Consider the following 12,993-nt stretch of genomic DNA (forward strand, 5'->3'; position numbering starts at 1 on the left):
TGTCGTGGCTTTGGCCATGACCCTTTGATACGAGACAGGCCCCTCCATGTCGACAGAGCAGACCCCCGCCATTGATGAGCAGCAGGCCGCCGAACAGGCTCAGGAAGAGAATCGCCTGATCGCCGAACGTCGCGCCAAGCTGAGTGCCCGCCGTGAGCAGGCCGCCGCCGAAGGCAAGAGCGCCTTCCCGAATGACTTCCGTCGTGACAGCCTCGCCGCTGACCTGCAGGCGGAGCTGGGCGAGAAGGACAAGGCCGAGCTGGAGACGCTGGACCGCAAGGCCGCCGTCGCCGGGCGCATCATGCGCAAGCGTGGCCCCTTCATCGTGCTGCAGGAAGTCTCCGGCCAGATTCAGCTCTATGTCGACAAGAAGGGCCTGCCGGAAGCGCTGCTCGAGGACATCAAGGGCTGGGACATCGGCGACATCGTCGGTGCCAGTGGCCCGGTGCACAAGTCCGGCAAGGGCGATCTGTACGTCATGATCGAAAGCGCCCAGCTGATGACCAAGAACCTGCGTCCGCTGCCGGACAAGTTCCACGGTCTGTCCGACCAGGAAATGCGCTATCGCCAGCGTTACGTCGACCTGATCATGAACGAGCAGTCACGCCGCACCTTCGCGCTGCGTGCCGGCATCGTCGCCTCCATCCGTCGCTTCCTCAGTGACCGCGGCTTCATGGAAGTCGAGACCCCGATGCTGCAGCAGATTCCGGGCGGCGCGACTGCGCGTCCGTTCATCACCCATCACAACGCGCTGGACATGGAAATGTACCTGCGCATCGCCCCGGAGCTGTACCTGAAGCGTCTGGTGGTGGGTGGCTTCGAGCGCGTGTTCGAGATCAACCGCAACTTCCGCAACGAAGGGCTGTCGACGCGTCACAATCCCGAGTTCACCATGCTCGAGTTCTACTGGGCCTATGCGGACTACCGTGACCTGATCGCGCTGACCGAAGACATGATCCGCACCGCAGCCCAGGAAGTGCTCGGCACTACGCAGATCACCTGTCAGGGCAGCGAGTACGACCTGAGCCAGCCGTTCATCCAGATGACCATGCGCGAGTCGATCATCAAGTATGGCGATGGCATCACCGCAGCCGACCTGGCCGATTACGACGCCGCACGCGCCACGGCGGAGCGTCTCGGTATCCAGGTCAAGCCGATCTGGGGGCTGGGCAAGCTCGAGACCGAGATCTTCGAAGCCGTCGCCGAGCACCGTCTCGACCAGCCGACCTTCATCACCGAGTACCCGGCCGAAGTCAGCCCGCTGGCGCGTCGCAACGATGCCAACCCGCACGTGACCGATCGCTTCGAGTTCTTCGTCGGTGGCCGCGAGATCGCCAATGGCTTCTCGGAGCTCAACGACGCCGAAGATCAGGCCGAGCGCTTCCAGGCTCAGGTGGCCGAGAAGGATGCCGGGGATGACGAAGCCATGTTCTACGACGCCGACTACGTGCGCGCGCTGGAATACGGCATGCCGCCGACGGCGGGTGAAGGCATCGGCATCGACCGTTTGGTGATGCTGCTGACCGACAGCGCCTCCATCCGCGATGTGCTGCTGTTCCCGGCGATGCGTCCGCAGCAGGGCTGATCGCGCTGCTCGCCTCCCGTGGTGAGTCATCGTGACGAACCGCGCTGATGGCACTTGCGACGCCTCCGATCCTCGATCGGGGGCGTCGTGGTCTCTGCAGGGCGACATTGGCTGACGACGAGCGGTGGTCGAGGCGCAATCGTCACGGATGAGGCGAGGCGGTGCTTGGCTTTGTTGCCTGCGAGCGGCCATAATGGTCGGCGTCCTGTCAGTCAGCCGTTTCATGGTGCCGAAGCTGATGACAGTATCGTCGAGGTCTACCGTGCGAGAGCGTGTGCCGGCTGTGTCGAGCCACCCACGATGGCGGTGTCCTGCCTTGGGAATTGTCCCCTGAATGTCCTGGAGAGTGCAGAATGAAGCTGCTTAACCGTTCCGCCCTGAGCGTCAAGCCGACCCAGGCGTTTGTCGACTGGATCAACTCGCTGGAATCCGAAGGTGAGGGAGGTGAGGATCTGGCGCTGGAGGATGTCAATCAGGAGAGTACCGTCTACCTGATTCCCGAGATGGACACTCGCGAAGCGCTGGATGGCTTCGTGTCCGAGCGCTGGCTGGACGTGCTGGAAAGCGAGCTGCGCGCCTGGGAGGAAGACACCCGCCATTGGCCGGAGCCGATGGACAAGGCGCTGTTCGAGCGCTTCCTGACCGTCGAGCACAGCTACCTGGCCGTTGACCTGGATGACGAGGCGCCGTTGGAAGTCTGCGAAGTGGACGACGAGCTGCTGGCGGATCTCGATTGAGTCCGTCGCGCGCCGTCTGTTGACGTGACGGCGCTGTCAGTCAGCGCGACAGGCGTTACAATGGCCTCGGGCAATGTGCTCGGGGCCATTTGCGTTCTGTGGCGGCTTTCCCCGTGGCGGCTTTCCCCTTGGTGTCTGTCACCCGGTATCTGCCACGCGGTACCTGTCACGTGGAGCGCCCTTTTCCCGACATGTCGTTTCATTTCACCTGCCGTCCATCCGCTCGGCGGCTGCCCCATTCAAGGAGATCGCGCATGAGCGTCCAGGCCCGGATAGAAAGCAAGCTAGCGACGCTCGACCCGCTGATGGTCGAGGTCGTCAACGAGAGCCACATGCATAGCGTGCCGGCCAATTCCGAGACGCACTTCAAGGTCACGCTGGTCAGCGAGCGCTTTGACGGCCTGATGCCGGTCAAGCGTCACCAGCTGTTGTACGCCCTGCTGGATGAAGAGCTCGCCGGCCCCGTCCACGCGCTGGCATTGCATCTGTATACCCCGCAGCAATGGACGGCGCGCGGCGGTGAGATTCCCGAATCCCCCAACTGCCTGGGCGGTGGCAAGCACTGACCATGACCTCTGAACCGCAACGCCTGCAATACCTGGACGCCATGGGCCTGACCGCCTGGGTCGGTCGCTATCAGCTGCCCAATGCGCTGCCCACCGAGGCCTGTGAATGGCCAGAGCCGGTGGTGGCTGAGCCGGTGGCACCTCAGGCACGTCTGCATGCGCTGATTGAAGAGGCGCCGCAACCGACGGTGAGCTCGCCGCAGGCGGAGCCGGCTCCTGCGCGAGCACCGGGACCGTCGCCCGCCGCCAGTGCGCGCGCCCTCCTGGGCATGGCGCCGGCCGAGGTCTCCGTGGCCACGGCCGTGCAGACCCGCGAGGCGACGGGGGACGAGTCAAGCAGCACGGCCTCCTGGGGAACGCCACCTGCTCAGGCGACGACGGAGACAGTGGTCGAGGCGCAGGCCACGCCTCCGGCCGACCAGCCGCCGCTGCGATTCAGCGTACAGCTGGCAGCACTCGACGGACGCTGGTTGGTCATGTTGCCCGGTGATGAGGCACCGCATCTGGAAGGCGAGGCGTTGCTGAAGGCATTGTGGCGGGCGGCAGGCATCACGCCGACGACAGACCTGACGTTCAGTCACTTCCGCTGGCCATTGCTCGCGAACCTCAAGGCCAGTGCACCGCTGGATGAGGCACGGGAGGGATTGCGGGCCTTCCTGAATGGCCCCGCACGCCGTGATTGGCAGCCCGAGCGGGTCCTGATCTTCGGCAATCGCGAAGACTGCGCGACCCTGCGTGAGGTGCTGGGCATCACCTCCTCCTCGGGAGACGCCGAAACCTCAAGTCTGCTGGACATTCCCGTCTGGCAGGGGCCCGAGCTTGCCACGCTGGCGCGCTCCAGTGATGCCAAGCGCCAGCTGTGGCCGCTGCTGATTCGCTGGGGAAAGGCGTGGTCTCGCGGGATGACGGAAGGCACGTCGTCATGAGCGGGGCTGACGGCGAGACGGGCGCGGTGCGCAAGCTGGTGCTGGACGATGCGACGCTGGCGGCATTGCAGGCCATCGAGAGCACCCAGGCGCATGGGCTCTCCAGATGCCAGCTGGCGGATGTGCTCAGCGATGCCTCACGCTGCATTCTTGGCTGGCATGCGCCAGCCACGCCTGAGCGGTTGGCGGGATTCGTGGTACTGGCGCGCGGCCCTTTCGAGGCCGAGATCGAGGCGATCACCGTGCATGCTGACCTGCGCGGTCAGGGTATCGGGCGGGCCTTGTTGCAGGCGGCGATCGAGTGCGCCAGACAATGGCATCATGCCACGGGGCTGGAGCGCCTGTTGCTGGAGGTGCGCGCAGGCAATGACGCGGCGCGTGCGCTCTATGCGCATGCCGGGTTCCATGTGGATGGCGTGCGGCGCGGCTACTACCCGGCCTTGCCTCCTGCGCCCTCGGGAACTCGCGAAGATGCGCTGCTGATGTCGCTGTCACTGGAGTGAGGTGCCGGCAGGACAGCTCTTCAGAGGCTGGCCTTTTGGGGCACATCGCAAGCGACTGCTGACAGAGACGACAACGCCGCCGACAGGAGACTGTCGGCGGCGTTGTCGTGCAAGGCCAGAGTGATCAGGCGCTCTGGGTCTCGCTCTCGTTCTCGCTGAAGCGGGCGATCAGGCCTTCCAGACGGCTTGCCCACTGGTCGCGCTCTTCCTGCAGGCGCGCATTGGCCTGACGCAGCTGCTCCAGTTCCTCGCCCTGGCCTTGCTTGGCGTCGCTCAGACGCTGGTTTTCTTCCTTCAGCTCATCGACTTCCATCTTCAGCATCTCGATGGAGTCGATCGCCTGGCCGACTTTCTGCTCAAGCTGGGTAAAGAGTTCAGTGCTCATGCTATCTCCTTGTCGGGCCCCAAGGGCTCGAGGGTGTTCGTTGAGGGCGGTAAAAGTATGCGGTGAATGCTGGTGCGATGAAGATCGGCCACCCCGGCAGTCCCTGCCGGAACGGCGCAGCGATACCCGCCTGCAGGCAGACTACGATGCTGCCTTTATTGACACAAGCGCGAAAGGTGCTCAGGCCGGTTGCTGGCGTCGATAGAGGCGTCCGTGACTGTCGCCGGCGCGACTCTCGCGATGCAGCTGCCAGTTGGCGGGGACCTGAGGCGTCAGCTCCGCCTCGACTTCCAGATAGATCATGGCGCCATCCTTCAACCAGCCCCGCGACTCGAGCAGCTCGCAGCTCTCGGCGGCGAGTCCGAGCCGGAAGGGCGGGTCGAGCAGGACCAGATCCACGCCTTCCTCGGGCGGGGTGCCGCTCTGTAGCCAGTGGATCACGTCGGCGGTGATGACCGTCGCCGGCAGCGGGCCTTCATTGCTCAGGATCGTGATGTTGTCGGCCAGCGCCCGAGCGACACGGCTCTCGCGTTCCACGAAGGTGACATGGGCTGCCTCCCGTGACAGCGCCTCGAGTCCCAGTGCGCCGCTGCCGGCGAACAGATCCAGTACTCTGGCGCCACCGACATGAAAGCCGAGCCAGTTGTAGAGTGTCTCGCGAACGCGGTCTGGCGTCGGCCGCAGGCCGGGCGCCTCGATCACGGTCAGCAGGCGGCGCTTGAAACGTCCGCCGATGATTCGCAGACGCCCCGCTGGCCCTGCCTTGCCAGAGCGCGAGGGGGCTGAGGATTTGCCCCGTGCGGGGCCTTTGTGAGGTGCGCGTTTTTTCATGCCGCGAGTCTAGCATGTGCGACGCCGGATGCCGCGTGGTGCGTACCTTAAGGCCTGAAGGGATGGTAGGATGACGCCACTTTCACGAGTTCAGGACTGTCTCGCCATGTTCGGTTTTTTCAAGCGCAAGAAACACAAGGCTCAGGAGCAGCAAGCCTCCGAGCAGCAGGCCCTCGAGCAACAGGCTCTTGAACAGACACAAGATGCCACGCCCCACGAGCAGGACTCCGGCAAGCAGGACACTGCCGAGCAGGCAGCCCAGCTAGAGGCCGAAAAGGCGGAAGCCGAGCGCCTGGCCGCCGAGGAAGCTGCCCGTGTCGAGGCTGAAAAGGTTGCAGCTGAAAAGGCGGCAGCCGAAAAGGCCGAAGCCGAGCGCCTGGCCGCCGAGGAAGCCGCCCGTGTCGAGGCTGAAAAGGCGGCAGCTGAGAAAGCCGAAGCCGAGCGTCTCGCCGCCAAGGAAGCCGCCCGTGTCGAGGCTGAGAAGGCGGCAGCTGAGAAGGCCGAAGCCGAGCGTCTCGCCGCCGAGGAAGCTGCCCGAGTTGAAGCTGAGAAGGCTGAAGCTGAGCGCCTCGCCGCCCGCGAAGAAGAAGAGCGCCTGGCTGCCGCGCAGCTGGCCGCCATCGAGGCCGAAGAACAGGCCGCGCTGGAGCAGGCTCGCCTGGAAGAAGAGGCCCGTGCTTCCGAAGTCGCCGTGGCGGAGGCTGATGCCACGGTGGACGATGAGGATGCCCGCGATACGGCGCGCGATGGACGTGAGAAGCCGCGTCGTGGCTTCTTCGCGCGCATCAAGGCAGGTCTAGGCAAGACGCGCGCTAACCTGACCGAGGGTGTCGCCAGTCTGTTCCTCGGCAAGAAGCAGATCGACGATGAGCTGATGGAAGACCTCGAGACCCAGCTGCTGATGGCAGATGTGGGCATCGAGGCCACCACCGAGATCATCGACAACCTGACCGCGCGTATCTCGCGCAAGGAATTGAAGGAACCGCAGGCGCTCTACGAAGCGCTGCAGGAAGAGCTGCGCGTGATGCTGGCGCCGGTCGCGAAGGATCTCGAGCTGCCGGCCAAGGGCGATGGCCCCTTCGTGATCCTGATGATCGGGGTCAACGGGGTCGGCAAGACCACCACCATCGGCAAGCTGGCCAAGCGCTACCAGAGCCAGGGCCGCAGCGTGATGCTGGCGGCGGGCGATACCTTCCGTGCCGCAGCGGTGGAACAGCTCAAGGTCTGGGGCGAGCGCAACAAGGTGCCGGTCATCGCGCAGCACACCGGTGCTGACAGCGCCTCGGTCATCTATGACGCCCTGGAAGCCGCCAAGGCGCGTAACGTCGACATCCTGATCGCCGATACCGCGGGCCGTCTGCACAACAAGAGCCACCTGATGGAAGAGCTCAAGAAGGTGCAGCGCGTGATGGCCAAGCTGGACGTCGCCGCGCCCCATGAAGTGATGCTGGTGCTGGATGCCGGTACCGGTCAGAACGCGCTGTCACAGGCCTCCACCTTCCATGAAGCGGTCAACATCACCGGCCTGACGCTGACCAAGCTGGATGGTACCGCCAAGGGTGGCATCATCTTCGCGCTGGCCAAGCAGCTCAATCTGCCGATTCGCTACATCGGTGTCGGGGAGGGAGTGGATGATCTGCGGCCCTTCGCGGCGGACGATTTCGTCAACGCCCTGTTCGCGCGTGCCGGAGAGGAAGAGGATGCACGTCCGGCGGATGGCGCGGAGACACGCGAGGCATGATTGCCTTCGAGCATGTGGGCAAGCGCTATGGAGGGCGCTTCGATGCACTCGCCGGGCTCGATTTTCGCATCGAGCGTGGCGAGATGGCGTTCCTGACCGGGCATTCCGGGGCAGGGAAGAGCTCATTGCTCAAGCTGATCATGCTCCTCGAGCGTCCCTCGCGTGGCCGTATCCTGGTGGCCGGGCACGATATCGGACGCCTGCATGCCTCGCAGGTGCCTTACTACCGCCGCCAGATCGGCGTGGTCTTTCAGGACCATCAGCTGCTGAGCGATCGCAACATCTTCCACAACGTGGCGCTGCCCCTGATGATCCAAGGGGTCACGCCGCGCGAGCAGGCGCGTCGCGTGCGTGCCGCTCTCGACAAGGTGGGCCTGCTGCATCGTGAGAAGGCGCTGCCCATCGAACTCTCCGGGGGGGAGCAGCAGCGCGTGGGCATCGCGCGTGCGGTGGTCAACAAGCCAGCCTTGCTGCTGGCGGATGAGCCGACCGGCAACCTGGACCCGAAACTCTCGACCGATATCATGCGTCTGTTCGAGGACTTCAATCGCATCGGTACCACGGTGATGATCGCCAGTCATGATCTGGCGCTGATCGCGCGTCTGCACCATCGCACGCTGGAGCTTTCCGACGGTCGCCTGATTGCCGACAAGGAGGCCCGATGAGCCCTCCCCGCACTCACCACGAGTCCTCGTCCGACAAGCGCCAGGCGGGAAGAGGTCGTGCCGCCAAGGCCGCCTCGGACGCTGTCGAATCCACGGAGTCTGTCGAGCGTCAGGCGCGCAAGGGCGCGCGCTCCAGCCGGATTTCCGTCGAGAGTCGCTATCGCAGCTGGCTGCGTCATCATGGCGCCATGGCGCGTGACAGCGCACACCGTCTGCTTGTCACTCCGGTCGCCAGCCTGCTGACCATGCTGGCGATCGCCATCGCGCTGACACTGCCTGCCGCGCTGTGGCTAGCGCTGGACAGCGCGCGCCTGCTGGACAATGAGCTCAATGACAGCGCTCAGCTCACCCTCTATCTCGAGACGTCGGTCGACGAGAGCCAGGCACTGACGCTGTCGGACTCGCTGCGCGGCGCCCCGGGCGTCGGAGGCGTACGTCTGATCACTGCCGCCGAGGGCATGCAGGAATTCGCCCAGGCACTCGATCTCAAGCGCTCACTGAGCCTGCTTGACGACAACCCCTTGCCGGCCAGCATCGTCATCACGCCGCTGGATACCTCGCCGGAATCCGTCCGCGATCTTGCCGCACGCCTCGAGGGCGAGCCGGGCGTCGAGAGTGCACGACTGGATCTGGCATGGCTGGAGCGTCTGCGTCAATTGAGTGAGCTGGGTCAGAAAGTGACGCTGGGACTTGCGCTACTCTTCGGACTGGGAGTGCTGCTGGTGGTAGGCAATACCATCCGGCTGTCGGTGGAGAGCCGCCGGCAGGAGATCGAGGTCGTGACCCTGATCGGTGCGACCCACGCCTTCGTGCGGCGTCCCTTCCTTTATAGCGGTGCCTGGTATGGCCTGGGCGGCGGGTTGCTGGCGTGTGGCATTCTGGCGCTTGGCGGTAACTGGTTGGCGGCACCCGTGACGGCTCTTGTACAAAGTTATGGCGGCAACTATGTGTTGCCCGCACTGGGCATCACAGGGGGTACCACGCTGCTGTTTTCGAGTACAATACTGGGTTGGTTGGGGGCCTGGATCGCGGTCGGACGTCATCTGGCGAGTATTTCTCCGCGCTGATGCCGATCTTTTTTCGCGGTTTTCCGCCAGTGTTCCTCTCCAGAAAGGTCATCAGTTACGCTCCGGCAACAATTGCGCCGGGCGTCAGTGAAGGGGCTGGTGGGTGGTTAAACGTACCGCACACCCGCTGGCGTTACGAAGCGCTACTCGTCATGACAATTGTACACGTCATGTACAGCTATTGACGGGAACCTGTCGCAACCTTCACAGTCTCACTACTTGCATGCGTGTTAGGCAACCATGGAGACATCTGCATTATGAGCACCAGTCTTCAGCCACTTGGCCACCTGTCACCGGGTCAAGATCTAAACGGCTATATCCAGTCGGTGAACCGTATCGCTGTGCTTACTGCTGAAGAAGAGCATGAGCTTGCCCTGCGGTTGCATGAAGAGAATCATCTGGAGTCGGCCCGTCGACTCGTCATGTCGCACCTGCGCTTCGTGGTACATATCGCGCGCAGCTACAGCGGCTATGGCTTGCAGCAGGCGGACCTGATCCAGGAAGGCAATGTCGGCCTGATGAAAGCGGTCAAGCGCTTTGACCCCCATCAGGGCGTTCGCCTCGTGTCCTTTGCCGTGCATTGGATCAAGGCCGAGATTCACGAGTTCGTGCTGCGCAACTGGCGCATCGTGAAAGTCGCGACCACCAAGGCCCAGCGCAAGCTGTTCTTCAATCTTCGCGGTGCCAAGAAGCGTCTGGCATGGCTGAACAATGAAGAAGTGGACGCCATCGCAGGCGACCTGGACGTCAAGCCATCGGTGGTGCGCGAGATGGAAAGTCGTCTCTCGGCACACGATGCCGGCTTCGATGCGGGTCCCAGTGATGACGAGAGCTCCGCTTACCAGGCGCCGGTCAATTATCTCGAGGACCACAGTCTCGATCCGGCGGCTCAGGTCGAGCAGCAGGATCTGGAAGATGACTCCCACGGGCGTCTGCTCAAGGCACTGGCAGCACTGGATGAGCGTTCGCGCGATATCCTCCAGCAGCGCTGGTTGAGCGACAACAAGGCGACGTTGCACGAGCTGGCAGACATCTACAGTGTCTCGGCAGAACGTATCCGTCAGCTGGAAAAGAACGCCATGAAGAAGCTGCGTGAATCGATGGGTGACATGAGCGAAGGGTTCGCTGCCTGACACTCCCTCGCTGACTTCCCGCAGTAGATGAAGCCCCGCCGGTGTTCCGGCGGGGCTTCTGTCGTTGAGGGACAGTGAAACGACCGGCTATGGCAGTAGACAGTTGTATCGTGCAACAGAATGTTTCATTCTGTTGCACTACGCTAAGCGGTCATTTCCCTTCCTCATTGGTGGCTATGTGGACCCGATTACCTCGCGTCAACCAGGCACACATTCACTGTGGCGCATCCTTGGCATCAATGTCGCTTTGCTGGTGGTGTTGGGCGGGCTGTTTCTGGCGGGACAATGGTTTGATGTCCGCGAACAGGAGATGCAACGCCTCGAAGCGCTCGATACGCAACTGCACATCTCGACTGAACAGCTCGTGGCGGATGTCGCCCGCGAGATGATGGTGCTCGAGCGTGTGTTGCACGAGGAGACACCAAGGCAGTGGAGAGGCTCGCTCGAGAGTGCGCTGGGGCGTCATCCGGCGCTGGTCTCCCTGATGATGGTGCCGTTCGCCGATTATCGTGGCAGCAGCCTCAATCAGATCGGTGTCGGGCGCAGCTGCAAGTGGCAGCTCTCGCAGGCCGAGGCGCAATCCCTGCCCGGCAGAAGCAATCTGTTGTTCGGTTCGGCACTGCCTCTCGGGTCCGGCCAGCCCGGCTTGCCTTTCTATCGCCATATGCAGCTCGAGGACAAGGCGTGGCTGCTGATCGGGTGCCTGGATTTCTCGGAGTCCAGAAGTCTGCTGGCCAATCCGGGGGCGGATGACGGGCAGCGCCTGCGCCTGTTCTCGACCAACGGTCTGCTGCTGTTTTCCAGCCCTCAGGAGCACGCGCTGGGGGTGACGGGAAAGTTGCCGTTGCCGACGCTGGCCAACATGGGCAAGTACATCTCCGAGCGTGGCGTGCGGCGCTATCACGTGGACGGCTTTGATGGCCGTCCGCGCATGGCGGCGGGCAGTTTTATCGCACCACTCAAGCTGTTCAGCGTCGTCAGTCAGCCCGTCTCGAGCCTGTGGTGGGTCTGGTGGCAGCGTATCTGGTTCGGTCTGCTGCTGGGAGGCATCTTCCTGGTGGTGCTTGGCGTGATGATCGCGCGTGCCGAGCGGCAACGCAGTGAGCGCCACGATGAGCTGGAGGGCGAGCTCGAATCGATGGCGGCGCGCTCGCGTACTCTGGTGACCTTGATGGATAACCTGCCCGGTGTGGTGTATCGCATCGAGGTCAACACCGGCACGCTGACCTTCATCAGCAGTGGCGCCGCGGAATTGTTCGGACGTTCGGCCGAGTCTCTGGTCGGGGCCGGTATCACCCTCAATGAGCTGATCCATCCCGAGGATCGCCCGTCCGTCGCGTCGGCGCGTCACTGGGCGATGTGCGCTCAGATGCGTCATGAACAGGTGTTCAGAATCGTCGCGGATCACGAGCGCTGGGTGCTGGACCGCAGCGTGATGATCGAGGGGGAGGAGGGTGTACGTTACTGGGAAGGCCTGCTGCTGGACATCAGCGCCCACAAGGAGTCGGAGCGTCAGCTCGACTACCTGGCGCGCCACGATGCCTTGACGGGGCTCTACAACCGCAAGGCCTTCATGGCGGCGGCGGATGAGCGGGTCGCGATCGGAGGCGTGATGATCTATGCCGACATCGATCGCTTCTCGACGGTGAATGATGGCCTGGGGCATGAGGCGGGGGATCAGCTGCTGGTCTCGATCGGTGAGCGCCTGCGGCGCATCCTGCCGCCCGGTGGCCTGGTCGCGCGTCTCGGGGCGGATGAGTTCGGCCTCTACTTCCCTCAGGTCGGCGAGCAAGCCGAGCAGATCGTGGCCGATGTCCAGCAGAAGCTGGAGCGCCCCTTCACGATTCTCGGGCGTCCCTTGATCATCAGCCTGACGGCCGGTTACTCCCTGGCCGAGGCAGATGGTGATGCCCAGGCGTTGATGCTCAATGCGGACGTGGCGCTCTATCATGCCAAGTCGCGTGGCGATCATGCCCTGCGCTGGGAATCCTCGCTGGACAAGCATGTCGCCTCGCGCATGACGCTGGAGCAGGACCTGCGTCAAGCCATCGAGCGCCAGCAGCTCTTCCTGCACTACCAGCCGCAGCTGAACGCAGCGGGAGAGCTGCTGGGGGTCGAGGCGTTGCTGCGCTGGCAGCATCCTGAGCTGGGCATGATCTCTCCGGCCCAGTTCATTCCGCTCGCGGAAGAGACGGGACTCATCTTCCGGCTGGGGCGTTTCGTGCTGGAAGAGGCCTGCGCCCAGATGGTGCGCTGGCAGGAAAGCGGCCTTTACATGCCGCGCATGGCCGTCAACCTCTCGGCGCGCCAGCTGACCTCGGGCTATGAGCATGAAGTGATCAGCGTGCTCGAGAGTCAGAATCTCGCGCCGACGCGCCTGGAGGTCGAGGTCACGGAGACCCTGTTGATCCAGGACATGGAGGGTGGGCTCAGCGTGCTGAGAGCACTGCGGGAGCTCGGTGTGCGTGTGGCGCTGGATGACTTCGGGCAGGGATACTCGTCACTGTCCTATCTGTCTTCCCTGCCGCTGGATGTGCTCAAGGTCGACCGCAGCTTCGTGATGAAGATGGACGCCCTGGCGGAAGATGCGTCCGAGCAAGGGCGCGGCGGTCAGGTGGCCAGCGAGCAGGGAGCCAATGAGCAGGCCATCCAGCTGGTAGGTGCCATCATCAGTCTGGGGCATTCGATGGGGCACGAGATCGTGGCGGAAGGTGTCGAGACACAGGCCCAGTTCGAGGGGCTCAAGCGATTGCGCTGCGACAGTTATCAGGGCTACCTGCTGGCGCGCCCGATGACGGCGACGGCCATCGTCGAGCGTTATGGGCCTGGCAACTGAGTCTGCACGTGAAGGTGG

General features: G+C 63.7%; 12 protein-coding genes. 10 read left to right on the top strand and 2 right to left on the bottom strand.

Translation table 11 applies throughout. The annotated features are described in order from the left end of the window. The first annotated feature begins 46 nt into the window (after positions 1 to 46). The 5 genes from lysS (at position 47) to PJK54_RS14125 (ending at position 4,317) form a co-directional block, all read left to right on the top strand. Positions 47 to 1,585 carry a lysine--tRNA ligase gene (lysS, locus tag PJK54_RS14105; RefSeq protein ID WP_077377722.1) on the top strand — a complete coding sequence of 513 codons (1,539 nt, stop codon included), beginning with the start codon at positions 47 to 49 and terminating at the stop codon, positions 1,583 to 1,585. Between the two features lie 353 nt (positions 1,586 to 1,938). Beyond that, positions 1,939 to 2,322 carry a hypothetical protein gene (locus PJK54_RS14110; RefSeq protein WP_084207797.1) on the top strand — a complete coding sequence of 128 codons (384 nt, stop codon included), beginning with the start codon at positions 1,939 to 1,941 and terminating at the stop codon, positions 2,320 to 2,322. 254 nt (positions 2,323 to 2,576) lie between these two features. Continuing rightward, positions 2,577 to 2,888 carry a BolA family protein gene (locus PJK54_RS14115; RefSeq protein ID WP_077377728.1) on the top strand — a complete coding sequence of 104 codons (312 nt, stop codon included), beginning with the start codon at positions 2,577 to 2,579 and terminating at the stop codon, positions 2,886 to 2,888. A gap of 2 nt (positions 2,889 to 2,890) precedes the next feature. Beyond that, the gene (locus PJK54_RS14120; protein WP_271303205.1) at positions 2,891 to 3,814 is read left to right on the top strand and encodes a hypothetical protein; all 924 of its coding nucleotides are present in this window, start codon (positions 2,891 to 2,893) and stop codon (positions 3,812 to 3,814) included. After that, complete coding sequence (locus tag PJK54_RS14125) at positions 3,811 to 4,317, top strand: GNAT family N-acetyltransferase (RefSeq protein ID WP_271303206.1); 507 nt, start codon at positions 3,811 to 3,813, stop codon at positions 4,315 to 4,317. Before PJK54_RS14120 ends, PJK54_RS14125 begins: the two co-directional genes overlap by 4 nt. A gap of 124 nt (positions 4,318 to 4,441) precedes the next feature. Here PJK54_RS14125 and zapB read toward each other — a convergent pair whose 3' ends face one another. Beyond that, on the bottom strand, positions 4,442 to 4,702 hold the full coding sequence (gene zapB / locus PJK54_RS14130) for a cell division protein ZapB (RefSeq protein WP_077377738.1): 261 nt from the start codon (positions 4,700 to 4,702) through the stop codon (positions 4,442 to 4,444). Positions 4,703 to 4,882: 180 nt separating this feature from the next. Further along, entirely contained in the window at positions 4,883 to 5,533 is a 651-nt protein-coding gene (gene rsmD / locus PJK54_RS14135) for a 16S rRNA (guanine(966)-N(2))-methyltransferase RsmD (protein WP_271303207.1), read from the bottom strand. A gap of 106 nt (positions 5,534 to 5,639) precedes the next feature. On the opposite strand from rsmD, the gene ftsY reads away from it, so the two are divergent. The 5 genes from ftsY (at position 5,640) to PJK54_RS14160 (ending at position 12,975) form a co-directional block, all read left to right on the top strand. Further along, positions 5,640 to 7,274 (top strand): signal recognition particle-docking protein FtsY, encoded by a 1,635-nt coding sequence (gene ftsY, locus PJK54_RS14140; protein ID WP_271303208.1) that lies wholly within the window; start codon positions 5,640 to 5,642, stop codon positions 7,272 to 7,274. Continuing rightward, complete coding sequence (gene ftsE, locus PJK54_RS14145) at positions 7,271 to 7,939, top strand: cell division ATP-binding protein FtsE (protein ID WP_077377747.1); 669 nt, start codon at positions 7,271 to 7,273, stop codon at positions 7,937 to 7,939. Before ftsY ends, ftsE begins: the two co-directional genes overlap by 4 nt. After that, entirely contained in the window at positions 7,936 to 9,006 is a 1,071-nt protein-coding gene (gene ftsX / locus PJK54_RS14150; protein WP_271303209.1) for a permease-like cell division protein FtsX, read from the top strand. The genes ftsE and ftsX overlap by 4 nt, the downstream gene beginning before the upstream one ends. A gap of 257 nt (positions 9,007 to 9,263) precedes the next feature. Next, positions 9,264 to 10,139: an RNA polymerase sigma factor RpoH gene (rpoH, locus tag PJK54_RS14155; RefSeq protein ID WP_084207803.1), complete on the top strand. Its 876-nt coding sequence runs from the start codon at positions 9,264 to 9,266 to the stop codon at positions 10,137 to 10,139. Between the two features lie 178 nt (positions 10,140 to 10,317). Then, complete coding sequence (locus PJK54_RS14160) at positions 10,318 to 12,975, top strand: putative bifunctional diguanylate cyclase/phosphodiesterase (RefSeq protein ID WP_139345486.1); 2,658 nt, start codon at positions 10,318 to 10,320, stop codon at positions 12,973 to 12,975. Positions 12,976 to 12,993: the final 18 nt, after the last annotated feature.

The sequence above is a fragment of the Cobetia sp. MMG027 genome (assembly GCF_027947415.1).
In the GTDB taxonomy this organism is placed as follows: domain Bacteria; phylum Pseudomonadota; class Gammaproteobacteria; order Pseudomonadales; family Halomonadaceae; genus Cobetia; species Cobetia marina.

What these genes read in the sequence shown, in the direction of transcription:
- lysS (WP_077377722.1), top strand. Translation starts at nt 47, where the DNA reads ATGTCGACAGAGCAGACCCCCGCCATTGATGAGCAGCAGGCCGCCGAA.
- PJK54_RS14115 (WP_077377728.1), top strand. Translation starts at nt 2,577, where the DNA reads ATGAGCGTCCAGGCCCGGATAGAAAGCAAGCTAGCGACGCTCGACCCG.
- zapB (WP_077377738.1), bottom strand. Translation starts at nt 4,702, where the DNA reads ATGAGCACTGAACTCTTTACCCAGCTTGAGCAGAAAGTCGGCCAGGCG.
- rpoH (WP_084207803.1), top strand. Translation starts at nt 9,264, where the DNA reads ATGAGCACCAGTCTTCAGCCACTTGGCCACCTGTCACCGGGTCAAGAT.
- PJK54_RS14120 (WP_271303205.1), top strand. Translation starts at nt 2,891, where the DNA reads ATGACCTCTGAACCGCAACGCCTGCAATACCTGGACGCCATGGGCCTG.
- ftsY (WP_271303208.1), top strand. Translation starts at nt 5,640, where the DNA reads ATGTTCGGTTTTTTCAAGCGCAAGAAACACAAGGCTCAGGAGCAGCAA.
- PJK54_RS14110 (WP_084207797.1), top strand. Translation starts at nt 1,939, where the DNA reads ATGAAGCTGCTTAACCGTTCCGCCCTGAGCGTCAAGCCGACCCAGGCG.
- ftsE (WP_077377747.1), top strand. Translation starts at nt 7,271, where the DNA reads ATGATTGCCTTCGAGCATGTGGGCAAGCGCTATGGAGGGCGCTTCGAT.
- PJK54_RS14125 (WP_271303206.1), top strand. Translation starts at nt 3,811, where the DNA reads ATGAGCGGGGCTGACGGCGAGACGGGCGCGGTGCGCAAGCTGGTGCTG.
- rsmD (WP_271303207.1), bottom strand. Translation starts at nt 5,533, where the DNA reads ATGAAAAAACGCGCACCTCACAAAGGCCCCGCACGGGGCAAATCCTCA.
- ftsX (WP_271303209.1), top strand. Translation starts at nt 7,936, where the DNA reads ATGAGCCCTCCCCGCACTCACCACGAGTCCTCGTCCGACAAGCGCCAG.